Source organism: Streptomyces sp. NPDC057002, assembly GCF_042673825.1.
Lineage (GTDB): Bacteria > Actinomycetota > Actinomycetes > Streptomycetales > Streptomycetaceae > Streptomyces.
In genome coordinates, this window is record NZ_JBHURZ010000001.1 from 1,220,286 (window position 1) to 1,244,204 (window position 23,919).

At 71.5% G+C, this 23,919-nt stretch carries 20 protein-coding genes; 8 read left to right on the plus strand and 12 right to left on the minus strand.

The features are described from left to right. Positions 1–27 precede the first annotated feature (27 nt). The 4 genes from ACFT32_RS05490 to ACFT32_RS05505 all read right to left on the minus strand — a co-directional run bounded on the left by ACFT32_RS05490 (position 28) and on the right by ACFT32_RS05505 (position 4,472). Complete coding sequence (locus ACFT32_RS05490; RefSeq protein ID WP_382486103.1) at positions 28–873, minus strand: ABC transporter ATP-binding protein; 846 nt, start codon at positions 871–873, stop codon at positions 28–30. Positions 874–911: 38 nt separating this feature from the next. Next, the gene (locus ACFT32_RS05495) at positions 912–1,973 is read right to left on the minus strand and encodes a FecCD family ABC transporter permease (RefSeq protein WP_382486105.1); all 1,062 of its coding nucleotides are present in this window, start codon (positions 1,971–1,973) and stop codon (positions 912–914) included. Further along, positions 1,970–3,031, minus strand: coding sequence for a FecCD family ABC transporter permease (locus ACFT32_RS05500; RefSeq protein ID WP_382486106.1), 1,062 nt, complete (start codon positions 3,029–3,031; stop codon positions 1,970–1,972). Before ACFT32_RS05500 ends, ACFT32_RS05495 begins: the two co-directional genes overlap by 4 nt. Before the next feature lie 85 nt (positions 3,032–3,116). Further along, a complete protein-coding gene (locus tag ACFT32_RS05505) occupies positions 3,117–4,472 on the minus strand; it encodes a lysine N(6)-hydroxylase/L-ornithine N(5)-oxygenase family protein (RefSeq protein WP_382486108.1) in 1,356 nt (451 codons plus the stop codon). Positions 4,473–4,719: 247 nt separating this feature from the next. Between ACFT32_RS05505 and ACFT32_RS05510 the strand changes: the two genes are divergently transcribed. Then, complete coding sequence (locus ACFT32_RS05510; RefSeq protein WP_382486110.1) at positions 4,720–5,667, plus strand: methionyl-tRNA formyltransferase; 948 nt, start codon at positions 4,720–4,722, stop codon at positions 5,665–5,667. A 96-nt stretch (positions 5,668–5,763) separates the two neighbouring features. Here ACFT32_RS05510 and ACFT32_RS05515 read toward each other — a convergent pair whose 3' ends face one another. Then, positions 5,764–6,468, minus strand: coding sequence for a response regulator (locus tag ACFT32_RS05515; RefSeq protein ID WP_382486112.1), 705 nt, complete (start codon positions 6,466–6,468; stop codon positions 5,764–5,766). Further along, positions 6,465–8,102, minus strand: coding sequence for an ATP-binding protein (locus ACFT32_RS05520; protein ID WP_382486113.1), 1,638 nt, complete (start codon positions 8,100–8,102; stop codon positions 6,465–6,467). Before ACFT32_RS05520 ends, ACFT32_RS05515 begins: the two co-directional genes overlap by 4 nt. Before the next feature lie 97 nt (positions 8,103–8,199). Between ACFT32_RS05520 and ACFT32_RS05525 the strand changes: the two genes are divergently transcribed. Continuing rightward, positions 8,200–9,180 (plus strand): Bug family tripartite tricarboxylate transporter substrate binding protein, encoded by a 981-nt coding sequence (locus tag ACFT32_RS05525; RefSeq protein WP_382486115.1) that lies wholly within the window; start codon positions 8,200–8,202, stop codon positions 9,178–9,180. Between the two features lie 2 nt (positions 9,181–9,182). On the opposite strand, the gene ACFT32_RS05530 is transcribed toward ACFT32_RS05525, so the two are convergent. Both ACFT32_RS05530 and ACFT32_RS05535 read right to left on the minus strand, forming a co-directional pair. Further along, the gene (locus tag ACFT32_RS05530) at positions 9,183–9,689 is read right to left on the minus strand and encodes a hypothetical protein (protein ID WP_382486117.1); all 507 of its coding nucleotides are present in this window, start codon (positions 9,687–9,689) and stop codon (positions 9,183–9,185) included. A gap of 84 nt (positions 9,690–9,773) precedes the next feature. Continuing rightward, positions 9,774–11,654 carry an ABC transporter ATP-binding protein gene (locus tag ACFT32_RS05535; RefSeq protein ID WP_382487052.1) on the minus strand — a complete coding sequence of 627 codons (1,881 nt, stop codon included), beginning with the start codon at positions 11,652–11,654 and terminating at the stop codon, positions 9,774–9,776. 224 nt (positions 11,655–11,878) lie between these two features. On the opposite strand from ACFT32_RS05535, the gene ACFT32_RS05540 reads away from it, so the two are divergent. The 3 genes from ACFT32_RS05540 (at position 11,879) to ACFT32_RS05550 (ending at position 15,026) form a co-directional block, all read left to right on the plus strand. After that, entirely contained in the window at positions 11,879–12,862 is a 984-nt protein-coding gene (locus tag ACFT32_RS05540) for a YbhN family protein (RefSeq protein ID WP_382486119.1), read from the plus strand. 43 nt (positions 12,863–12,905) lie between these two features. After that, entirely contained in the window at positions 12,906–13,670 is a 765-nt protein-coding gene (locus tag ACFT32_RS05545) for a crotonase/enoyl-CoA hydratase family protein (protein WP_382486121.1), read from the plus strand. A gap of 258 nt (positions 13,671–13,928) precedes the next feature. Beyond that, complete coding sequence (locus ACFT32_RS05550; protein ID WP_382486122.1) at positions 13,929–15,026, plus strand: mechanosensitive ion channel family protein; 1,098 nt, start codon at positions 13,929–13,931, stop codon at positions 15,024–15,026. 18 nt (positions 15,027–15,044) lie between these two features. Here ACFT32_RS05550 and ACFT32_RS05555 read toward each other — a convergent pair whose 3' ends face one another. Then, positions 15,045–16,604, minus strand: a complete 1,560-nt coding sequence (locus tag ACFT32_RS05555; RefSeq protein WP_382486124.1) for a M1 family metallopeptidase — start codon at positions 16,602–16,604, stop codon at positions 15,045–15,047. Between the two features lie 187 nt (positions 16,605–16,791). Between ACFT32_RS05555 and ACFT32_RS05560 the strand changes: the two genes are divergently transcribed. The 3 genes from ACFT32_RS05560 to ACFT32_RS05570 all read left to right on the plus strand — a co-directional run bounded on the left by ACFT32_RS05560 (position 16,792) and on the right by ACFT32_RS05570 (position 21,209). Next, entirely contained in the window at positions 16,792–19,011 is a 2,220-nt protein-coding gene (locus tag ACFT32_RS05560; RefSeq protein ID WP_382486126.1) for an NADP-dependent isocitrate dehydrogenase, read from the plus strand. A 118-nt stretch (positions 19,012–19,129) separates the two neighbouring features. Further along, entirely contained in the window at positions 19,130–19,918 is a 789-nt protein-coding gene (locus tag ACFT32_RS05565) for an N-formylglutamate amidohydrolase (RefSeq protein WP_382486127.1), read from the plus strand. Between the two features lie 67 nt (positions 19,919–19,985). Further along, complete coding sequence (locus ACFT32_RS05570) at positions 19,986–21,209, plus strand: cytochrome P450 (protein WP_382486129.1); 1,224 nt, start codon at positions 19,986–19,988, stop codon at positions 21,207–21,209. Between the two features lie 31 nt (positions 21,210–21,240). On the opposite strand, the gene ACFT32_RS05575 is transcribed toward ACFT32_RS05570, so the two are convergent. The 3 genes from ACFT32_RS05575 to ACFT32_RS05585 form a co-directional block, all read right to left on the minus strand. Then, positions 21,241–21,747 carry a hypothetical protein gene (locus ACFT32_RS05575; RefSeq protein WP_382486131.1) on the minus strand — a complete coding sequence of 169 codons (507 nt, stop codon included), beginning with the start codon at positions 21,745–21,747 and terminating at the stop codon, positions 21,241–21,243. After that, the gene (locus ACFT32_RS05580) at positions 21,744–22,319 is read right to left on the minus strand and encodes an RNA polymerase sigma factor (RefSeq protein WP_382486133.1); all 576 of its coding nucleotides are present in this window, start codon (positions 22,317–22,319) and stop codon (positions 21,744–21,746) included. Before ACFT32_RS05580 ends, ACFT32_RS05575 begins: the two co-directional genes overlap by 4 nt. A 62-nt stretch (positions 22,320–22,381) precedes the next feature. After that, the gene (locus ACFT32_RS05585; protein ID WP_382486135.1) at positions 22,382–23,812 is read right to left on the minus strand and encodes a S8/S53 family peptidase; all 1,431 of its coding nucleotides are present in this window, start codon (positions 23,810–23,812) and stop codon (positions 22,382–22,384) included. Positions 23,813–23,919: the final 107 nt, after the last annotated feature.

Consider the following 23,919-nt stretch of genomic DNA (forward strand, 5'->3'; position numbering starts at 1 on the left):
GAGCCTAGCCTTACTTCTCCGTCTTTATCAGGATGTGTCCAACTGGACGTGTGTGCGACCGATCGGGACGATGAGCGGCCGGTCGCCCACCGGGTCGTCGATGACCCGGGCGCGCAGCCCGAACGCCTCGTGCAGCAGCTCGGCGGTGATCACATCGCGCGGGTGGCCCTGCGCCAGGACCGAGCCCTCCCGCATCACCACGAGGTTGTCGCTGTAGCGCGTGGCCAGGTTGAGGTCGTGCAGCACCATGACGACCGTGCAGCCCGACTCGTGCAGGTCGTCCACCAGGTCCAGGACGTCGATCGCGTGCGCCAGGTCCAGATAGGTCGTCGGCTCGTCCAGCAGCAGCAGATCGGTGCCCTGAGCCAGCGTCATGGAGATCCAGACGCGCTGGCGCTGCCCGCCGGACAGCGCGTCGACCGGGCGGTCCGCCAGATCGGACACGCCGGTCATGGCCAGCGCGCGCTCCACCACCTCGGCGTCGTCCGAGGACCACTGCCGCAGCCAGCTCTGGTGCGGATGGCGGCCCCTGGCGACCAGGTCGGCCACCGTCAGTCCCTCCGGGGCGACCGGCGCCTGCGGCAGCAGGCCGAGCTTCTTCGCCACGTCCCGGGTCCTGAGCCGGCCGATGTCCTCGCCGTCCAGGACGACGGAGCCCCCGGAGGGCTTGAGCAGCCGGGACAGCGTCTTCAACAGGGTCGACTTGCCGCAGCCGTTGGGGCCGATGATCGTGGTGATCACGCCCGGCGGTATCGCCACGTCGAGCTCGTCGATGACGACCCGGCCGCCGTACCCGACCGTGACGCCCCTGGCGGCAAGACGCGAGGCGTCGTCGACCCCGGTCTTCGTCCGGTTGATGGACTGTGCGACCACAAGCCCCCCTTACTTAGGTATGCCTGACTCTTGTACACCTATCTGAGGTTCGCCCGCACCAGCAGATAGACGAGGAAGGGGCCGCCGATCGCGGCGGTGACCACACCGACCGGGAGCGAGACCGGCAGCGCCGTGCGCGCGACCAGGTCCGAGCCGATCAGCAGCAACGAGCCCACGAGGCCCGAGGCCACCATCGGCGGTGTCGGGCACCGCGCCAGACGCATCGCCACCTGCGGCGCCACCAGCGCGACGAACGGGACCGGGCCCGCCGCGCTGACCGCCACACCGGCCAGCAGCACGGCGCACAGCAGCAGGACCGCTCGTACCGCCGCGTACCGGACACCCAGGCCGGCGGCGACCTCGTCGCCGAAGTGCATCGGCTTGAACTGGAACGCGACGAAGGACACCACGACGAAGAGGACGAGCGAGCACCACAGCGCCACCCACACCTCGCTCCACTCGCGGTCCTCCAGCGAACCGACGAGCCACGCCTGGGCCTTGGCCACGTCTCTGATGTCGGCCGTGACGAGCAGCCACGTCGTGATCGCCTCCATCACGGCGCTCACGGAGATGCCGATGAGGATGAGCCGGAAGCCGTCGACCCCGCGCCGCCAGGCCAGGAAGTACACCAGCAGGCCGGTGCCGAGCCCGCCGGCGAGCGCCGCCGCGGACAGGCCCATGGAGTCCACGACCGCGGCCGCGGTCCCCCCCGATACGGTCACGGCGAACACCGCGACCGCGCTGGCGCCCGGGATGATGCCCAGAACGTCCGGGCTGGCCAGGGGATTGCGGGCGATGGACTGCGTGATCGCCCCCGACACCCCCAGCGCGATGCCCACGACGAGCCCGGCCAGGGCACGCGGCATCCGCAGGTCCATGATCACGAACTGGTCGACCTGCTCGCCCCGCCCGAGGATCGTCGCGATCACCCGCGACAGGCTGATGGGGAAGTCCCCGACGCCGATGGACAGACAGAACACCAGGAAGGTCGCCGTCGCCAGCAGCAGCGTCACGCACAGGACCCAGGGCCGCCAGACGAACGACACCCGGCCGAGCCGTACGCCCGGCAGCACCGACGGCTTCACATCTGTCACGTTCATGCTTTCCTGAACTTTCCGCGCCACACCAGAACCGCGAAGAACGGGGCGCCGAGGAGCGCCACGAGGACGCCGGCGTCCAACTCGCCCGGCCGCACCACCAGTCGGCCCACGATGTCGCAGACCAGCAGGACGACCGCCCCGAGCAGACCGGCGTACGGCACCAGCCAGCGGTAGTCCGGTCCGGTCAGGTACCGGGCCACGTGGGCCACCATGAGCCCGAGGAAGGCGATGGGTCCGCAGGCCGCCGTCGCCGCGCCCGCCAGCAGGGTGATGGCGGCGATGCCGACGGTCCGGCTCAGCGCGATGTTCACGCCCAGTCCCCGCGCCACGTCGTCACCCAGGTTGAGCAGGTTGAGGGAGGGCAGCGTGGTCAGGGCCAGCACGAGACCGGCGGCGATGAAGGCGGTGACCGGCCAGATGACGTCGAATCCGACCCCGTTCAGGGAGCCCGAGTTCCAGAACCGCAGGGCGTTCAGGGCCTGCTGGTCCGAGAGCGAGACCGCCGTGGTCATCGCCGCCAGGAACACCGTGACCCCTTGTCCGGCCAGTGCGAGCGTCAGGGGGTTGCCGGCGCCCCGGCCGATGCTCGCCAGCCCGAACACGACGACTCCGGCGATCCCCGCCCCCAGGAAGGCGAACCAGACGTACTGGAACGGGTTGCCGAGCCCGAACACGGAGATCGCCACGACGACCGCGAACGAGGCTCCTGAGTTCACGCCCAGCAGGCCCGTGTCGGCGATCGGGTTGCGCGTGTACCCCTGGATCAACGCCCCGCCGACGCCCAGGGCGATGCCCGCCACGACTCCGAGAATCGTCCGGGGCACCCGCACGGTCTGCACGATGAGCCGGATCTCGGTGAGCCGCTGGTCGGACTCCGGGGCCGCGAACAGCCCGTGCCATACGTCGGTGGGGCTCAACGCGCGCGCCCCGACCGCCAGCGACAGCACCGCGGCGATCACCAGGAGCGCCACGAGAGTGCCCAAACCCACGACCCGCCGCCGACGGGCCTTCGACGAGCCCCTGGGCGCGGGGCGCTCCACTGCAGCAGTCGTGCCCATGTCGACGTACGTTATCCCTTGTGCGGTCGGCGACTTGACCTGGCGGCGCCTGTCCCTGCCCTGACGGGGCGCGGGGCCGTGTCGCCTAGCGGGCGGGGCTGCCGGTGTCGTCGGCGAGCGTCCGGGCCTCCTCGGCGGCGGGTCCGGAGCCACGGCCGAGGAGCGAGTCCAGTATCTCGCCCACCCTGATGGCCGTGTTGGAGAGCAGGGACGACGTGATGCCGTGCGTGTGCTCGGTGCCGCCCTGCAGGTAGATGCCGCACCGCAGGCCGGGGTCGGTGGCGATGCGGTAGTCGCGCTCGACGCGCACCCGGCCCTCGTCGTCGCGGGCGCAGCGGTCGGCGACCTCGCCGAGCAGGCCGGTCGGGTCGGCCTGGCTGTAGCCGGTGGCGAAGACCACGACGTCCGCGTCCAGGTCGGTCTCCTCGCCGGTGACGAGGGACGTCACGGTGGCGCGGGCGCCGGCCGGCGTCTCCTTGACCCCGGTGAGCCTGGAGACGTTGAGGAAGCGCAGGCGCTCGGTGCCCAGGACCTTCTCCTGGTACGACTGCCGGTAGAGGTCGTCGATGAGGTCGATGTCCACCACGGAGTAGTTGGTGTTGCCGTGGTAGTCCATCAGCCTGCGCTTGACGTCCTCGGGCGCCGAGAAGTACGCGTCGACCGCCTGGGGGTCGAAGATGCGGTTGGCGAAGGCGCTGTCGTCGGCGGGGCTGTAGCCGTAGCGGGAGAAGACGGCGCAGACCTCGGCCTCGGGGAAGCGCCGGTGCAGGTAGGCGACGTTCTCGGCGGCGCTCTGTCCGGCGCCCACGACGACGAACCGCTCGGGTGCCGTGCCCTCCAGTTCGTCGACCTTGGCGAGGAGTTCGGAGTTGTGCCAGACGCGGTCGCCGCGCTCGACGCCCTCGGGCATGAGGGGGCGCAGCCCGGTGCCGATGACGAGGTTGCGGGCCCGGTGGACCTCGAGCCCCTCCCCCGACCGGACGGTCACGTCGAGGTACTCCACGACGCCGTCACGGGTCACGGGCGCGACGCCGACGACCTCGTGGCCGTAGGAGACCATGTCGTCGACCTGGGCCGCCGCCCACTCGAAGTAGTCGTGGAACTCCACACGCAGCGGGAAGAGGTTCTTGTGGTTGATGAAGTCGATCAGCCGGCCCTTGCTCTGCAGGTAGCAGAGGAAGCTGTACTCGCTCGACGGGTTCCGCAGCGTCACCAGGTCCTTGAGGAAGGAGACCTGCATGGTGGCGTCGTCGATGAGCATGCCGCGGTGCCAGCCGAAGCGGGGCTGCTGCTCGAAGAAGTGAGCGGTGACTGCCTCCTGCCTGCCGACGCGCGCGTTGTGCTCGCGGAGCGCGATAGCCATGGCCACATTGGACGGTCCGAAGCCGATGCCAATGAGGTCGTGGACCGGTTGTGCGTCACCAGGAAGAACCTGCGACATGTCACTCCCATCGTGCGGGGCAGCCGCGTGTCAGGTGTGGAAGGAACGAAAGGCGGGCATGCCAACGGAGCGGCATGCCACGGAACTTAGGTGAGCCTAAGCTAAACCGGCGAAGGTGTCGACAGGACAAAACGGACTGCCGCCGGACGGGACCTCACCAACTGGGGCACCATGACCCCCCGTTGCAGACTAAGGTAAGCCTTGCTTTACTTGCCTCGGCCAAACCCTTGCTCTGAGGAGGAACCCCATGCGGGTCGTCATGTTCGGTTACCAGACCTGGGGGCATCGCACCCTGCAAGCCCTCCTGGAGTCCGAGCACGACGTCGTGCTGGTGGTGACGCACCCCAAGAGCGAGCACGCGTACGAGAAGATCTGGAGCGACTCGGTCGCCGATCTCGCCGAGGAGCACGGCGTCCCCGTGCTGATCCGCAACCGCCCGGACGACGACGAGCTGTTCGAGCGCCTCAAGGAGGCCGACGCGGACATCATCGTGGCCAACAACTGGCGGACGTGGATCCCCCCGCGCATCTTCGACCTCCCGCGCCACGGCACGCTGAACGTGCACGACTCGCTGCTGCCGAAGTACGCCGGCTTCTCCCCGCTGATCTGGGCGCTCATCAACGGCGAGCCCGAGGTGGGCGTCACGGCGCACATGATGAACGACGAGCTCGACGCCGGTGACATCGTCCGGCAGGAGGCGGTACCGGTCGGTCCGACGGACACCGCCACCGACCTCTTCCACAAGACCGTCGACCTCATCGCCCCGGTCACCATCGGTGCGCTCGGCCTCATCGCCTCCGGCCAGACCGAGTTCACCAAGCAGGACCGCTCCCAGGCGTCGTTCTTCCACAAGCGCGCCGACGAGGACAGCCGCATCGACTGGACCTGGCCGGCGGAGGACCTGGAGCGCCTGGTCCGCGCCCAGTCCGAGCCGTACCCCAGCGCCTACACCTTCCACCGCGGCAAGCGGCTCGACGTCCTGGCCGCCTTCGTGTCCGAGGGCCGCTACGGCGGCACTCCGGGCCGGATCTTCTACCGCGAGGGCGACGGCGTGGTGATCGTCGCCGGCGCCGACGCCCGCACCGGCCGCAACCAGGGCCTCGCCATCACCCGCGTACGGACCGAGGACGGCCGGGAGTTGCCCGCGGCCGAGTACTTCACCTCCATGGGCGGCTACCTCACCAACCGCCCCTGACGTGCCGGCCCCGGTACGGTCCCGGGGCCGGCCGCACATCGCCGCCGCGCGGACTCCGGTCCGTGCGGCGGCGATCGCGTGCTCGGAGGGAGCGGATCACGCCCGCCAGGAGTAGCCACGTTCCGGCCGCCCCGCGGCGCCGTAGCGCAAGGTCACCTCCGCGCTGCCCGTGCTGTGGAAATACTCCAGGTAGCGGCGGGCGCTCACGCGGGAGAGGCCGGTCAGGGTCGCACACTCGGTCGCGGACAGGGTGCCGTCCGTCGCGCGCAGGGCGCGCTCGACCAGTTCGGCGGTCTCCACGCTCATGCCCTTGGGCAGGGTGGGGGCGGGGGCGGGGACGATCGCGCCGGCCAGGACGCGGTCCACGTCGGCCTGGCCCCGTACGACCGTCGTCAGCAGGCGACCCCGCTGAGCGGCGTAGCGCTCCAGGCGGGGGCGCAGGTCCTCGAAGTCGAAGGGTTTGAGGAGGTAGTCGACGACGCCCCGGCGGACGGCGCCGCGTACCGTGCCGGCTTCCTGCGCGGCGCTGATGACCATGACGTCGCAGTCGTGTCCCGCGGTGCGCAGCCGGGGGATGACGTCGAGGCCGAAGAGGTCGGGGAGGTACAGGTCGAGGAGGACCAGGTCGGGGCGCAGTTCGTCCACGGCTTCGATCGCCTGCCGGCCGGTGTGGGCCACGCCGACGACACGGAAGGGCCGGACGCGTTCGACGAAGGTGCGGTGGACGCGGGCCACCATGAAGTCGTCGTCGACCACGAGGACGTAGATCGAGCCCGACGTGTCGCGCGCTCGGGAGGTCATGGGGCCGCTCCTTCCGCCGGTGTGCCGGTGAGCCGGCCGACGGTCACGCGTGCGGTGAACACCGCTCCGTCGGGGGTGTTGGCCACCGAGATCTCTCCCCCGTGCCGTTCGCAGACCAGCTTGGTCAGGGCCAGTCCGATGCCGCGCTCGCCCTCGCGCGCGGCCTTGGTGGTGAAGCCGTGGGAGAACACCTCGCGGGCCAGTTCGGGAGCCACGCCGGGACCGGAGTCGCGTACGACGATCTCCAGGCTGGAGGCGTCCTGGCGCAGCGCCACCTCGACCCACCGCTGCCCGTCGGGCGCGGCGGCGTCGACGGCGTTGTCGACCAGGTTGCCCACCACGGTCGCCACGTCGGCGGCGTCCTCCGGCGCCAGCCGTTCCAGCGCGGTGTCGTCGGAGATCCGCAGGCTGACCTTCCGTTCGGCCGCGAGGGACGCCTTCGCCATCAGCAGCGCGGCCACCGCCGTGTCCCGGACGCGGCGGCTGAGGGTGACGTCCAGGGACTGGCGGCGCTGGTTCAACGCGCGGATGTAGCGCACGACTTCGTCCTGCTCCCCGATCTGGATCAGCCCGGAGATGGTGTGCAGCTGGTTGGCGAACTCGTGCGCCTGCGCGCGCAGCAGCTCCGAGGAACTGCGGAAGGAGCCGATCTCCCGTTCCAGCCGGGCCAGTTCGGTGCGGTCGCGCAGGGTGGTGACGGAGCCGAGGAGCCGGCCGTCCTTGGTGACGGTCATCCGGTTCATCACCAGGACCCGGCCATGGCGGACGACGACCTCGTCCCGCCTGTCGGCGGCGGCGGTCACGGTTCCGGCCAACACGTCGCGCAGCCGTCCGTCGATGCCCAAGCCGTCCAGGCTCTGGCCGACGCAGTCCTCGGGCAGTTCGAGCAGGCGTCGGCCCATGTCGTTGACGAGGGTGAGCCGGTGCTGCGGGTCCAGGGCGATCACGCCCTCGGCGATCCCGTAGAGCATCGCCTCCCGGTGCTCGGCGAGCCCGGCGATCTCCCGTGGCTCCAGCCCGAGGGTCTGCCGTTTCACGCGCCGCGCGAGCAGCCAGGAGCCGGCCACGCCGAGCCCGCTGGCGATGCCCAGATAGGCGAGCAGGTACGAGGAGGCGCCGCTGAGCCGCTGCCACACCGTCGGATCGGCCTCGCCGATCATCACCGTGCCGAGGATCCGGCCGAGGTTCTCCTCACTCGCCCCGAGGACGGGGACCTGGGCGGCCAGCTCGCGGTTGCCGTCCAGGGTCAGCTGTCCCTCCCAGCCGCGCTCCCGGGTGGTGCCCGGCCCGAGCGGCAGCCGCTCGCCGACGACCGTGGGGTTGGTGGAACTGACGATCCGGCCGGCGGCGTCGGCCACCGTCACCGAGGTCACCCCGGACTGCGCCTGTGTGGAGTGCACCAGCGGGGCGAGCGTCTCCCCCGGTGCGGGACGCACCAGCTGGCTGCGCACCAGGGGGTTGGCGGCCAGCTGTTCGGCCAGCGCGCTCACCCGGCGTCCCTCGACCCGGGTGAAGGTGGCCTGCGACTGGGCGAGGGAGACCGCGGCGACGGCCAGCAGCACCACCACGACGATGGCGAGCTGGAGCACCAGCATCTCGCCCGCGAGCGAATGGCGACGAAAGGTGGCGACCACAACGAACTCAATCTTCTCTGCCGACACAAGCGGGGCGGCTCAGGTGCCGAGTCGGACAATCATGACGCCCACCAGCGGAAATCGAAAGGGAGGCGTCATGAGAGGCCCGGCGCGCGCCTTACCCGGCACTCTCGCCGTCCTGGTGCTGCTGGTGGTCTGCGCATGCGGGGCGTGGCCGGGCGGCGGGGACGCCGCGAACCTGCGGCTCATGGTGCCCAACACGCCCGGCGGCGGCTACGACACCACGGCCCGTACCGCGGCCCGGGTGCTGGAGGAGACCGGGATCGCCTCGGGCGTGCAGGTGTTCAACCTGCCGGGTGCCGGCGGCACGGTGGGGCTGCAGCGCGTCGTCGACGAGCGGGGCAACGGCGAGCTGGCGCTGCAGATGGGTCTCGGAGTGGTGGGCGCGTCACACGCGGCGGGTTCGAAGGTGTCCGTCACCGACACCACCCCGATCGCCCGCCTGATCGAGGAGGCCGGCGCGGTCGTCGTCCGCGAGGACTCGCCGTACCGCACGATCGGTGACCTGGTGGACGCCTGGCGCGAAAACCCCGGGCGGCTCAGGGTGGGGGGCGGTTCCTCCGCCGGCGGCCCGGACCATCTGCTGCCGATGGAGCTGGCCCGGGCGGTCGGCATCGACCCGCGGAAGGTCGCGTACGTCCCGTACGACGGCGGCGGCGATCTGCTGCCCGCACTGCTCGACGGCAGGGTCGACGTCGCCACCAGTGGGTTCGGCGAGTTCCTCGACCAGATACGCGGCGGCCGGCTGCGGGTCCTCGCCGTCACCGGTGAGCGGCCGGTCGGTGTGCTGGCCGGTGTCCCGACCCTGAAGTCTTCGGGGATCGACCTGGTGTTCAACAACTGGCGGGGCATCGTGGCCCCGCCGGGCATCAGCGACACCGAGCGGCGGCGCTGGGTGGACGCGCTGACCGAGCTGCACGGCTCCCGCCGGTGGCGGGCCGAACTCCGCCGGCACGGCTGGACCGACGTGTTCGCCACCGGCCGGACCTTCGAGACCTTCCTGGCCCGCCAGGACGCACAGGTCGCCGGACTCGTCCGCCGTCTGGTGCCGGAGTGACGTCAGGAGGGGTTCGCGGAGGGGCCGATGCCCTGCATCTCCTCGACCGTTCCGCCGAGTTTGGCGCGCAGGGACTCGTACATGCCGGGCTTGGCGCTGACCACCCAGCGCATGCCGACGAGGTACTTGCCCCCGTAGACGCGGGCCGACTCCAGCCAGGTCTCCTTGAGCTTCTCCTCGGGGAAGGTGGTGATGAGGAAGTCGCCCTTCTTGGTGTGGCACACGCCCTCGCGCAGTTCGTCCGCCTCGGTGCGGATCTTCGCCTTGCAGCCGGCCAGCCCGGCGATGACCTCGACCTTCGCCGGGGCGACGACACCGGCGGCGGGAGCGGCCGCCCCGCTGGGCGTCGCCGCCTTGCCGCTGCCGGCCGGCTTCTTGTCGTCACCGCCGCCGCATGCGGTGACCAGGGGAAGCGCGACCAGGGCGCCCACCGCCGCGGCGATGCGCAGCCGGTGGGCGCGGGACGGGGTCCGGCGGTTGGATGGTGCGTGCGGTTGCTGCTGGGACACGTCGCCTCTCCGGATGGGCGCTGTTCTGCCCTGTCGGGCAGGCGTGAGTACTCGCAAGAGGTACGGATGCGCGCCCGGAGCCGTTCACACGCTTTCGACGACCGTGCGCTCCGTCTCGCCGAACTGGGTGCGGTACAGCTCGGCGTACCGTGCGCCCGCCGCCAGCAGTTCCTCGTGCGTGCCCCGTTCCACGATCCGGCCGGCCTCGACGACCAGGATCTGGTCCGCCGACCGGACGGTGGACAGCCGGTGGGCGATCACGACCGCCGTCCTGCCTTCGAGGGCTTCGGTGAGGGCCTCCTGCACGGCGGCCTCGGAGGTGTTGTCGAGATGGGCGGTGGCCTCGTCGAGGATGACGACGCGCTGGCGGGCGAGCAGCAGCCGGGCGATGGTCATCCGCTGGCGTTCGCCGCCGGAGAGCCGGTACCCGCGTTCGCCGACCACGGTGTCGACGCCGTCGGGCAGGGACCGTACGAGGTCGTCGAGGCGGGCCCGGCGCAGGGCGTCCCACACCTCCTCCTCCGTCGCAGCGGGGCGGGCCAGCAGGAGGTTGGCGCGGACGGTGTCGTGGAAGAGGTGCCCGTCCTGGGTGACCATGCCGAGGGTCTCCCGCAGGGCCCGGGCACTCAGGTCGCGGACGTCGACGCCGCCGACGCGCACGGTGCCCCCGTCGGCGTCGTACAGGCGGGGCAGCAGTTGCGCGACGGTCGACTTGCCGGCGCCGGAGGACCCGACGAGCGCCACGGTCTGCCCCGGTTCGGCGCGGAAGGAGATGCCGTGTAGAACCTCGTCGCCGCCCCGCCGGTCGAGGGTCGCGACCTCCTCCAGGGAGGCCAGGGAGACCTTGTCGGCGGCGGGGTAGCCGAAGCGGACCTTCTCGAACTCGACCGCCACGGGCCCGTCGGGCACCCCGCGCGCGTCCGGCTTCTCCTCGATGAGCGGCCGGAGGTCGAGCACTTCGAAGACCCGCTCGAAGCTGACCAGTGCGCTCATCACCTCGACGCGGGCCCCGGCCAGCGCGGTCAGGGGCGCGTACAGCCGGGTCAGGAGCAGCGCCAGCGAGACGACCGCGCCCGGTTCCAGGGCGCCGCGCAGGGCGAACCAGCCGCCGAGGCCGTAGACCAGGGCCAGGGCGAGGGCGGAAACCAGGGTGAGGGCGGTGATGAAGGCGGCCTGGGCGGTGGCGGTCCGGACCCCGATGTCCGCGACGCGGCGGGCGCGTTCGGCGAACTCCTCCGATTCCTCCTCGGGCCTGCCGAAGAGCTTGACGAGGGTGGCGCCGGGTGCGGAGAAGCGCTCGGTCATACGGGTGCCCATCGCCGCGTTCAGGGTCGCCGCCTCCCGCTGCATCCGGGCCATCCGGCTGCCCATGCGCCGGGCCGGGATCACGAACACCGGCAGCAGCACCAGCGCCAGCAGGGTGATCTGCCAGGACAGGGTCAGCATCACGGCGAGGGTGAGCAGCAGCGTGACGAGGTTGCTGACCACGCCCGACAGGGTGTTGCTGAAGGCGCGCTGGGCGCCGATGACGTCGTTGTTGAGCCGCGAGACGAGGGCGCCCGTACGAGTGCGTGTGAAGAACGCCACCGGCATCCGCTGCACATGGTCGAAGACGGCGGTGCGCAGATCGAGGATGAGGTTCTCGCCGAGCGTCGCCGACAGCCTCCGGCCGAGGATGCCGAGTGCCGCCTCCGCCACCGCGATCAGCGCGATGAGCAGGGCCAGGCGTACGACTCTGCCCTCGTCGCCGGCCGAGACGATCACGTCGACGACGCTCCCGGCCAGGACGGGGGTCGCCACGGCGAGCAGGGCGGTCGCCACGCCGAGCAGGACGAAGAGGGCGATGCGGCGCCGGTGCGGGCGGGCGAACGCGCCGATGCGGCGCAGGGTCGCCAGGGCGAAGGGGCGGCGTTCCTGCTCGGCGTTCATGACGCTGTGCAGCTGTGTCCACGCTGTGGTCTCCATGCTCATGGCATTGAACGTAGAACCTCAAGCAATCTTGAGGTCAAGGCGCTCGCGCATCGGCCCCGACATCCCGCACAATCAGCCCGATCCCCCTCTTCCCGTCCCCGCCCGTTCCCCGCGCGAAGGCCTCTATGACGATCTCCTCCCAGCCGCTCCCCGCACGTAAGCCGCAGGCCCCGCTTCCGCAACCCGCCGTTGGCACGGCATGGGAAGCCTCTGCGGATGTGACAGCGGTACAACTCCCCGAAATCCGCCCGGGACGACTCCCCCGTCGCGTCCCGGTCCGCCGCCTGCGTCAGATCCTGTGTCTGCTTCCGCTCCTGCTCGTCACCGTGGTCGCGGTGCGGCACCGGTCGGTGCTGGCCGAGGGCTTCGCACACCTGGGCACCGCCGAGTGGCCGTGGCTACTGGCCGCGGTCGGCGCGACCTGTCTGACCTGGGTCGCGGCCGCCTGCACCCGGCAGGGCGCGGTCGTCGAACCGCTGCCCAAACGGCGGCTCCTCGCGACCCAGTTCGCGGCGGGCGCGGCCAACCACCTGCTGCCGACCGGGCTCGGCGCGAGCGCGGTCAATCTGCGGTTCATGACGGTGTGCGGGCTGCCGCTGGCCCGCTCCTCGGCCGCCCTCGCGCTGTACCTGCTGGCGGAGAGCATCGGCCGGGTGGCCCTGCTGGGTGCCCTCTTCTTCGTCTTCCCCGACGCGTTGCGGCTGAGCACCCTGGTCCCGGAGACGGCGTTCGGCCCGCTGCTGGCCGGTGCCGGCGTGGTGCTCGTGGTCGCGGCGGCAGTGGTCACCCTCGTCCGGCGGGTGCGCTCGGCCCTGGTCTCCTTCCTGCGTACGGCGTTCGGTGAGGCGCGCTCGGTGCACACCCGCCCGGCGCGGGCCCTGGCCCTGTGGGGCGGGTCCTTCGCCTTCCCGGCGTTGCAGGCCTCCGTGCTGGTGCTGGTGGGGCAGTCGCTCGGTCTTGACGTGCCGCCCGCGCACATGGCGGTGGCCTACCTGGCGGCGACGGTCGCCGTCGCGCTGGTGCCCACCCCGGGCGGGATCGGCTCGGTGGAGGCGGCGCTGGTCGTGGCGCTGGTGGCGGCGGGCGGCCCGGCCGCGGTGGCCACGGCCGTGGTCCTGGCCTTCCGGGTCGTCACCGTCTGGCTGCCGCTGCTGCCGGGCGCGGTGACTCTGGGGGCACTGGTGCGGCTGAAGGTGATCTGACCCGGGTAGCGTGCCGACTCCGTCGCGCAGAAGGGACTTCACCATGCCGGTGCGGATCGAGCGTCAGGGACATGTGACCACGGTCGTCCTCTCCCGCCCGGAGGCACGCAACGCCGTGGACGGCCCCACGGCCGCCGAACTCGCCGCGGCCTTCCGGGAGTTCGAGGCGGACGAGGAGGCCAGGGTGGCGGTGCTGTGGGGCGAGGGCGGCACGTTCTGTGCGGGCGCCGACCTCAAGGCGCTGGGCACCGGCCGCGGCAACCGGGCCGAGCCGGACGGCGACGGCCCCATGGGACCGACCCGGATGCGGCTGTCCAAGCCGGTGATCGCCGCGGTCGCCGGGCACGCCGTGGCCGGAGGTCTGGAACTGGCCCTCTGGTGCGACCTGCGGGTCGCCGAGGAGGACGCCGTGTTCGGCGTGTTCTGCCGCCGCTGGGGCGTGCCGCTGATCGACGGCGGCACCGTACGGCTTCCCCGGCTGATCGGCACCGGCCGCGCCCTCGACCTGATCCTCACGGGACGGCCCGTCCCGGCCGCCGAGGCCCACGATATGGGGCTCGTCAACCGTGTCGTCCCGCCCGGCCGCGCCCGTGCCGAGGCCGAGGAACTGGCCGCCGCGATCGCCGGGTTCCCGCAGTCCTGCCTGCGCGCCGACCGCGCCTCCGTCCTCGACCAGGAGGGCCTGGACGAGCCGGCCGCGCTCAGCACCGAGTTCCGGCACGGCGCGGGTGTGCTGGCCGAGAGTGTCGAGGGCGCCGCCCGCTTCGCCTCCGGCGCGGGTCGGCACGGATCGTTCACGGATCTGTGAGCGAAGCGGATGTGCGCGAGGCGGATCCGGCGCGCGCGACGGTACGTCATGTGCAGTAACTCACCCCCCGCTCACCCCCGTCTCCGGTACGAAACCCCTTACGGGATGCGGCAGGATGAACGATTGTGCCGACCCCGGGTCAGGGTGGTCGGGCGCGATCGGACTTCCCCGAAAACGAGCAGGTGACTACGTGACGAGACTTCACATCCGGCCGTCGACGACGGCGTTCGCCGCTGTTCTTGACCCCGGAGGTGACCGGTGAACCGGGCGCTCACAGTGGACGATCTGGTCTTCGCGGGCATCGCCCTGGCCTCGGGCCTGCTGGCGGCGTTCGCGCTGCGCATCCTGCTGCGCTGGCTGGGCGGGCACGCCGACCGCACCCGGTGGAGCGGGGACGACGTCATCGTGCACGCGCTGCGGGCCGTGGTGCCGTGGGCCGCGGTCGTGGGCGGCGCGGCGGGCGCGGCGGCGGTACTGCCGCTGACCCGGACGGTGCAGCATCACACCAACCAGGTGCTGACCGTGCTGCTCATCTTCGTCGCGACGGTGTCGGCGGCCCGGGTGGTGGCCGGCCTGGTGCGCACGGTCACCCAGTCCCGTTCCGGGGTCGCCGGATCGGCCACGATCTTCGTCAACATCACCCGGATCCTGGTCCTCGCGATCGGCTTCCTGGTGGTGCTCCAGACCCTGGGCATCTCCATAGCCCCGATGCTCACGGCCCTGGGCGTCGGCGGTCTGGCGGTCGCGCTGGCGCTTCAGGACACGCTCGCCAACCTCTTCGCGGGCATCCACATCCTCGCCTCCAAGACCGTCCAGCCCGGTGACTACATCAAGCTCAGCAGCGGCGAGGAAGGCTACGTCGAGGACATCAACTGGCGGCAGACGACGATCCGCAACCTGTCGAACAACCTCATCGTGCTCCCCAACGGTCAGCTCGCGCAGGCGAACATGACCAACTTCATGCGCCCCGAGGAGCAGCTGACCATCCTGGTGCAGGTCGGGGTGGCCTACGACAGCGACCTGGAGCACGTGGAGCGGGTGACCAACGAGGTCATCGCGGAGACGATGACCGAGGTGGACGGTGCCGTGCCGGACCACGAGCCCATCATCCGGTTCCACACCTTCGGCGACTCCCGCATCGGTTTCACCGTCATCCTGGGCGTCGGCGAGTTCAGCGACCAGTACCGGATCAAGCACGAGTTCATCAAGCGCCTGCACAAGCGCTACCGCGCGGAGGGCATCCGCATTCCCGCCCCGGCCCGCACGGTGGCGCTCCAGCAGGGCGCGGCCGTCATCCCGCAGCAGCGGACCGGTGAGTTCGAGCCGGGCGACATGACGGCCGCCCGGCTCGACTGAAGCCGCCTCTCCGAGGCGTTACAGCGTCGCGGAGTTGTCGTGGTGGTGGCTGTCCCTGCGGCTGCGCGGTGCCGCGAGGGACGGCTGCACGGGCGTCACGGTCCAGTCCGGGTGGCCCGGCATCCTGGGCGTCTTCGTCCCGTACAGCCAGTCCCGCAGGAAGCCGGTGAGGTCCTGTCCGGAGACCTCGGAGGCGACCGCGATGTAGTCCTCCGTGGAGGCCGCGGCGTCGCGGTACCGCTCCAGGAACGCGCGCTCGACGGCGCTGAAGGCCGCCTCGCCGATCTGCTGCCGCAGCGCGTACAGGACGAGCACGCCGCCGAGGTAGCGCTGGCTGTCGAACAGGTTGACCGCGTTGGGCGCCGCGACCGGCCCGGAGGTGTGGCGCCACTGGTCGCCGAGGGCGTAGGTGTCCTTCATCCGGGCTTCCATGGTGGTCATGCCCTTGGAGTCGGGCCAGCCGCGTTCGTAGCGGTACAGCAGCCCGTAGAAGTCGGCGTGGCCCTCGTTCAGCCACAGGTCGGCCCAGGTGGCGGGGCTGACGCTGTTGCCGAAGTAGGAGTGGACCAGCTCGTGCATCATGTGCGAGCCGATCTTGCTCTCCTCCTGGAGGAGGTAGTTCGGCTTGTAGATGGTGAGGGTCTGCGTCTCCAGGCCGGTGAAGTCGAAGGCGTTCGGGTCGTCCGAGTTGCACGGGAGCAGGCCGTACGTCTCGAAGGGGTACGCCCCGAGCCGCCGCTCGACCCAGTCCACCAGGGCCGGGGTGAGCGCCAGGGCGGGTTCCAGGGCGGTGGCGCGGGCGGTGGGGACGACGTCCCGCAGCGGCAGGCCGTGCGGGCCCTGCCGGTCCTTGATCACATAGTCGCCGACGGTGATCTGCACCACCTCGGTGGCGATCGGCGAGCGGGAGCGGTATGTGTACGCCGTCCGGTCGCCGGTCAGCCGCTCGGTACGCACGAGCCGGCCGCTGGCGACGCCCCGCAGTCCCCCGGGCACCGTGAGACGGAAGGTGAAGTCGGCCTTGTCGGAGGGGTGGTCGTTGCAGGGGAAGACGGTGTGCGCCAGGTCCGGCTGGCAGCACACCGCGAATCCGTCCGGGGTGGCCACCCAGCCGCCGGCGGGCGGCGGGGTCCGGCGCGGGTCGGCGCCGTAGGCCACGCACACGGTGACCCGGGCCTTCGCCGCGAGCTCACGGGCGGGGGTGATCCGCAGCTTTTCGGCCACCTGCTCGAAGGCGGCCGTGCGGCCGCCGACCCGGACAGAGCGTATGTCCAGGCCGCGCGCGTCCAGGGAGAAGCGGCTCAGAGCCTGGGTGGTGCGGATGGTCAGGGTCGCGGTGGCCTCGACGAGCCTGGTCGTGGCGTCGTACGCGAAGTCGAGGTGGTAGGCCGAGACGCGGTAGCCGTCGTTGCCGAGGGCGGGGAAGACGGGGTCGCCGAGGGTCTCGGGGCCCGGGGAGGCGTCCGTGCGCGCGGACTCCTTCGAGGTGGCCGCCTGGGCCGGGACCCCCGTGGTCAGAGCCGCCGCCGTGCCGATCAGGGCGGCCGCGGGGGCCGTCACTCTGGTGCGATATCTCATGGTCCGCTTTCGCTCGGACGGCCGGGTGGTCAGGTCCGGCCGTGGCATGGAGTGAGTGATCTCTCTCCATGACAAAGGAGCGGGCCGATCGGTTGCCCGAAACTGGCGGCGGACCCCTGTCGAGACGAGGCCGGTCACGAGATATCTTGATGTCGAGCAATGTTGCAGACGTGGAGCGGAGCACCCGGTGACTGACTCGACCATCATCTATACGCACACTGACGAGGCCCCCGCACTGGCGACGTATTCCTTCCTGCCGGTGGTCCGGGCGTACGCCTCGCAGGCGGGTGTCGCCGTGGAGACCCGCGACATCTCGCTGGCCGGCCGCATCATCGCCGTGTTCCCGGAGTACCTCACCGAGGACCAGCGCATCCCGGACGCCCTCGCGGAGCTCGGCGAGCTGGCCAAGACGCCCGCCGCCAACATCATCAAGCTTCCGAACATCTCGGCGTCCATCCCGCAGCTCAAGGCCGCGATCGCCGAGCTGCAGGGCCAGGGCTACGCGCTGCCGGACTACCCGGACGACCCGAAGACCGACGAGGAGCGCGAGATCGGCGCCCGCTACGACAAGATCAAGGGCTCCGCAGTGAACCCGGTCCTGCGTGAGGGCAACTCCGACCGGCGCGCCCCCGCCTCGGTGAAGAACTACGCCAAGTCGCACCCGCACCGCATGGGCGCCTGGACCTCCGAGTCCAAGACGAACGTGGCGACCATGGGCCAGAACGACTTCCGCTCCACCGAGAAGTCCGTGGTGATCGCCGAGGACGGCGCGCTGCGCATCGAGCTCGTCGGCGACGACGGCTCCACCACCGTGCTGCGCGAGTCCGTACCGGTGCTCGCCGGTGAGGTCGTCGACGCCTCCGTGATGCGGGTCGCCGCGCTGCGCGAGTTCCTGACCGCGCAGGTCGCCGAGGCCAAGGCCCAGGGCGTGCTGTTCTCGGTGCACCTGAAGGCGACGATGATGAAGGTCTCCGACCCGATCGTCTTCGGCCACGTGGTGCGCGCCTTCTTCCCGAAGACCTTCGCGCAGTACGGCGACAAGCTCGCCGCGGCCGGCCTGACCCCGAACGACGGTCTGGGCGGCATCTACAAGGGCCTGGAGGGCCTGCCCGAGGGTGCCGAGATCAAGGCGTCCTTCGACGCCGAGCTCGCCGAGGGCCCGGAGCTGGCGATGGTCGACTCCGACAAGGGCATCTCGAACCTGCACGTCCCCTCGGACGTCATCGTCGACGCCTCCATGCCGGCCATGATCCGCACCTCCGGCCACATGTGGGGCCCGGACGGCGAGGAGGCCGACACCCTCGCGGTCCTGCCGGACTCCTCCTACGCGGGCGTCTACCAGGCCGTGATCGAGGACTGCCGGGCCAACGGCGCCTACGACCCGTCCACCATGGGCTCGGTGCCGAACGTCGGCCTGATGGCGCAGAAGGCCGAGGAGTACGGCTCCCACGACAAGACCTTCGAGGTCCCGGTCACGGGCACGGTCCGGCTGGTCGACCAGAACGGCACCGCGCTGATCGAGCAGACCGTCTCGGCCGGTGACATCTTCCGCGCCTGCCAGACCAAGGACGCGCCGATCAAGGACTGGGTGAAGCTGGCTGTCACCCGTGCCCGCGCCACCGGTGACCCGGCGGTGTTCTGGCTGGACGAGACCCGTGCGCACGACGCCAACCTGATCGCCAAGGTCCACGCCTACCTCGCGGAGCACGACACCGAGGGCCTGGACATCCGGATCCTGTCCCCCGTCGAGGCGACGAAGCTGTCGGTGGAGCGCATCCGCCGCGGCGAGAACACGATCTCGGTGACGGGCAACGTCCTGCGTGACTACCTCACCGACCTGTTCCCGATCCTGGAGCTGGGCACCAGCGCCAAGATGCTGTCGGTCGTCCCGCTGATGGCGGGCGGCGGCCTCTTCGAGACGGGCGCCGGCGGCTCCGCCCCGAAGCACGTCCAGCAGCTGGTCAGGGAGAACTACCTGCGCTGGGACAGCCTGGGTGAGTTCTTCGCCCTGGTGCCGTCCCTGGAGCAGTTCGCGAAGGTCACGGGCAACGCCCGCGCCCAGATCCTGGCCGACACGCTCGACCGCGCCACGGCGACCTTCCTCAACGAGGACAAGTCCCCGACCCGGCGCGTGGGCGGCATCGACAACCGCGGCAGCCACTTCTTCCTGTCCCTGTACTGGGCGCAGGAGCTGGCCAAGCAGACCGACGACGCGGACCTGGCGAAGGCCTTCGCCCCGCTCGCCGAGACGCTCACGGCCAACGAGCAGAAGATCGTCGACGAGCTGATCGCCGCCCAGGGCAAGCCGGTCGAGATCGGCGGCTACTACCAGCCCGACCCGGCGAAGGCCGCCCAGGCCATGCGCCCGTCCACCACGTGGAACGAGACCCTGGCGTCCCTGGCCTGACGTCCGGACCCTCGTAGATCCACTGACTCCGCCCCGACCGGCACACTGCCCGGCCGGGGCGGAGTTCTGCATGGGTGACCTTGCCGCACGCCACTCACCAGGCCCTTGGAGCCGCTCCATGACCGACGCCCCGCACTCCTTCGAGCTGCCGGCCGGGGACGGCCGCTCTCCCGTGATCCTGCATGTCCCGCACTCCGCGCGGGAGATACCCGATGACGTACGCGCGGGCATCGTGCTCGGTGACGAGGAGCTGGAGCGGGAGCTCGACCACATCACCGACGCGCACACGGCGGAGATCGCCGGGGTGGCGGCCGGGCTCGCGGAGGTGACGCCCTGGCGGTTCGTCAACCGGCTGTCGCGGCTGGTCGTCGACCCCGAGCGGTTTCCGGACGAGCGGGAGGAGATGCGGGCCGTCGGAATGGGAGCGGTGTACACGCGGACCACGCACGGCGGGGTACTGCGCCCCGGGGACATCGATCCCGAGCCGCTCGTGGAGCGGTACTTCCGGCCGTACGCGCGGGCGATGACACAGGCCGTGGCGGACCGGCTGGCGGCCACCGGGCGGGCCGTGATCATCGACGTGCACTCCTACCCCAGCCGGAGGCTGCCGTACGAACTGCACGGGGACGGACCCCGGCCGGCGGTGTGCCTCGGCACCGACCCGTTCCACACATCGCCCGGCCTGCTGGACGCCGCCCGGGAGGCGTTCGGGGAGACCGGGCTCGACAGCCCGTTCAGCGGGACCTACGTCCCCCTGGAGTTCTACGGGAAGCGGCCCGAGGTCGGCGCGCTCATGGTGGAGATCCGCCGCGACACCTATATGACCGAGCCGGGCGGTCCCGCCGGGGCCGGACTGGAGCGGCCGGCCCGCGCGCTGGCCCGTCTCGTCGACGCCGTGTCCCGCTGAACACCGGACGTCACCGGCTGGAGCACTCCCGCGCGACAAGCGGCGGGGGCGCGACGAGGGTGGGTGCATGACGGAGGAGACCACCACGCTGACCGGCCAGGAACCGCCGCCCGTACGGGACTGGCCCGCCCTCGACCTGGACGGAACGGAGTTCGACCCGGTCCTCGCGGAGCTGATGCGCGAGGGGCCGCTGACCCGGATCCGGCTGCCGTTCGGCGAGGGCTGGGCGTGGCTGGCCACCCGCCATGACGACGTGAAGCTGATCACCAACGATCCGCGGTTCAGCCGCGCGGAGGTGACCGGACGTCAAGTGACGCGGATGGCCCCGCACTTCAAGCCGCGGCCCGGTTCGCTGGCCTTCGCCGACCAGCCCGACCACAACCGGCTGCGCAAGGCGGTCGCCGGGGCCTTCACCGTCAGTGCGATGAAGCGGCTGCGGCCCCGCGCGCAGGAGATGCTCGACGAGCTGGTGGAAGGGGTCGTACGGGACGGGCCGCCGGCAGAGCTGATCGAGCGGGTGCTCGAACCGTTCCCGATCGCCCTGGTCAGCGAGGTGATGGGCGTACCCGCCACCGACCGGGAACGGGTGCACACCTGGACCCGGCAGATCATCTCCACCTCGGGCGGGGCCGAGGCCGCCGACCGGGCCAAGAACAGTCTGTACGGATGGATCACGGAGACGATCCACGCCCGCGCGGACAGCGCGGGCGAGGACGTGTACTCCCTGCTGGGCGCCGCCGTGGCGCGTGGCGACCTCAGCGAGACGGAGGCGATCGGCCTCGCCGGTCCGCTGCAGATCGGCGGCGAGGCCGTCACCCACAACTGCGGGCAGATGCTCTGTCTGCTGCTCACCCGGCCCGAGTTGCGGCAGTGGTGGCAAGAGCGGCCCGAGGGACGCGACGCGCTGCTGGACGAGCTGCTGCGCTGGATCCCGCACCGCAGCTCCGTGGGCCTGGCGCGGATCGCCCTGGAAAACGTCGACCTGCGCGGACACCGCATCCGCGCGGGCGACCCGGTGTACGTCTCCTACCTCGCGGCCAACCGCGACCCGGACGTCTTCCCCGAGCCGGACCGGATCGACCCCGGCCGCGCCCCCAACCCGCACCTGGCCCTCGGCAACGGACCGCACTACTGCACCGGCGCCGTCCTGGCCCGCCTCCAGACCGAACTCCTGCTCGGCACCCTGCTGGACCGGCTCCCCGGCCTGCGCCTCGCGGTCCCCGCCGACCGGATCGAGTGGCGGCGCAGGACGATGATCCGGGGACCGCGGACGCTGCCGTGCGCCTGGTGACCGGGCAGGCCCGCAGCCGGGTGGCCGGGCCCTAGGCCCGCAGCCACTCCGTCACCACCACGTCCCCGCCGGTCCGCAGCCGTAGCGCGAACGGGCCGGAGAGCGGTGCGTCGCCGGTGAAGCGGCCCAGGTCGTCGGCCATGAGCGGGGCGCCGGGGCGGGGGCCGCCCAGGACCTCGATCCGGGCCGGCTGCGGTGGCAGCACCTGTCCCAGCAGTCCGTGCGTGGTCACCTCGACGTCGACGGTCACCTCGCCCGCCCGGAAGGTCAGCATCCGGGGCGCGTCGGTGACGCCCCGGACCGGGAGGGCGTCGACCAGCGAGTCGAAGGTCAGCTCGGCGATCCGGGCGTCGAGGTCGTGCAGCGCGTACGCGTCGACGGCGATCTGCTGGAGCTCGGCGGGCACCGGGTCCAGGACGGCCGCGGCCTGCCGCAGCTCCTCCTCCAGCAGCCCGGCGTCGAACTCCTCGTCCTCCCAGCCGTCCTCGTCGAACGCGTCGTCGTCGTTCATGCCGTTCATGCCGTTCAGGTCGCTCATATCGCCCCCCGCGCCTCGAGCCGGGCCCGCAGCCGCCGCAGACAGCGCTGGCGCAGCGGCCCGATGCTGCCCACCGCGATGCCGAGCGCGGCGGACACGTCCTGATAGCTGGGCGGCGGCGTGGCCATCAGCACGCGCAGCAACTGCCTGCACCGCTCGCCCAGTTCCTCGAACTCCTGCCACAGCCGCCGTACGCGTTCGCTCTGGGCGGCGGCCTCCTCGGAGTCGAGCAGCGACTGTTCCGGCGTGCCCTCCTCGCTGACCCGGTCCAGGAGTTGTGGATCGTCCGTCAGGGTCAGCCGTTGCGAACTCCGGATGACCTTGAGGCACTCGTTGCGCGCCGTGCTCGCCAGCCAGGCGCCCGCCTTGCCGGGTTCGCGGATCCGCCCGAGGTGCTGGGCGAAGCGGAACCACGCGGTCTGGTACACCTCGTGGGCGTCCGCGTCGGAGAGCCGGTGGGCCCGCACCACGGACCACACCAGCGGGCTCAGCCCCTCCACGAGCGCCTTCCAGGCCGCCGCGTCGCCGTCGGCGGCTGCCTGGACGAGCGCGCCGGCATCAGTACGGTCCACGGCAGCCCCACCCCTCGAGTACGGCAGGTCATGGTACGCCGTGGAGGGGGCGGCTTCGGCCCTCACGAGCCGGGGACCAGGCGCACGACCGGGACCGGGCGCCAGGTGGGCGGACGCAGCGCGGGAACGTGCGCCCCGCGCACTTCGGCGAGCCCGGTGTTGGCGGCGAGCAGTTGCCGCCGGGCCGCGCGCGGGTCGGTCTCCTTGTGCGCCGTCATATGGGCGGCGACCATGCCCGCGGTCACGGGGGTGGCGAAGGAGGTGCCGCTCCACTGCGCGTACCCCTCGAACATCACCTGGTCCGGCTTCGCGGCGGCGTTCTCGTCGCTCAGCACTCCGGTGTGGCGGGGGTGCCGGCAGGTGCAGCCGTAGCGGAATCCGTAGCGGCAGGAGTCGTACGTGGAGTGCTGGTACACGTACGGGACGGGTGTCTTGAAGCCGGTGAGGGCGCTGGTGAGGCGCTCGCCGGGGGCGTAGACCCGTACCCAGGGGCCGTGGTTGGTGAAGCAGGCGCCGAACTCGCCGTCGCTGCGCAGGGCTCCGACCGACAGCACGGAGTCCTCCCAGCCGGGCAGGTCGGCGTAGGCGGCGGGCCAGAAGGGCGTGGCGCTGCCGTTGTTGCCCGCGGCGGCGACCAGCAGGGTGCGCTGCTCGCGCAGTTCCCGCATGAAGTTCTCCACGCCGAGCAGGCCGTCGGTGCGGCCGTTGGAGGTGCCGGCGGAGAGGCTGAGGACATCGGGCCAGCCGCCGGCGTCGACGGCCTCGAAGAGCTTCTCGCCGAACTCGGATTCCAGGATGGCGCCCGCGTCGTTGAGGCTGCCGCGCACGGTGATGTCGGTGTTGGGCGCGACGGCGGCGACGAGCCCGGCGATGAACGTGCCGTGGCCGACGTACTGCTGGAGGATGCCCCGGTCGTCGCACTCCTGGACCTGGGCGTCGCCGCCGGTGTGGGACAGCAGGCCGCAGGAGCGGTAGTCGTTCATCAGCCCGGTGTCGACGACGAGGACGCCGACGGCGGTGTCCGTGTCGTACGCCGTCTCGGCGGGCGCCGGGTTGAGCGGCTCGCTGAGCGGGACGGGGACCGGCTCGTCGCCGGGGCAGGCGTTGACCGCGATGTGGACGACATGGTTGCGGGCGGCCATCCGGTGCCCGGCCCGGTCCTCCCTCTCGCGCACGGACCGCAGCGCCTGCGCGACGGTGCGGTCGGCTTCCCGGCCGCCCTCGCCGGGGTTGCCGACCCGGATCCGGGTGATGCCGCTGCGGTTGGTCCGCGGGCCGGCCCGGCGGACCTGGTCCTGGTCGAGGTCGGGTGCCGCGGTGAAGTGCGCCCGTACGGTGTCCTCGACGATGCCGGCCTCCTCGCCGTCGCGGACGAGGACGACGCCCTTCTCGTACATGAACTCGGCCGAGTCGTCCGGGCCCATCGCGAGGGGGACGTCCGGCATGGAGCGCTGGATCTGGTCGAACTGCTCGTGGAATCGCTGAGGTGCCATGGCGGGTCCTCCCACTGGGCGACGGCGTCGGTCGGTGCGGCGGAGCGGTCGTCGGTTCGCGCCGATCCTCCTCGACATGAGCCGCGAGGCGGTCATTTGATACAGCG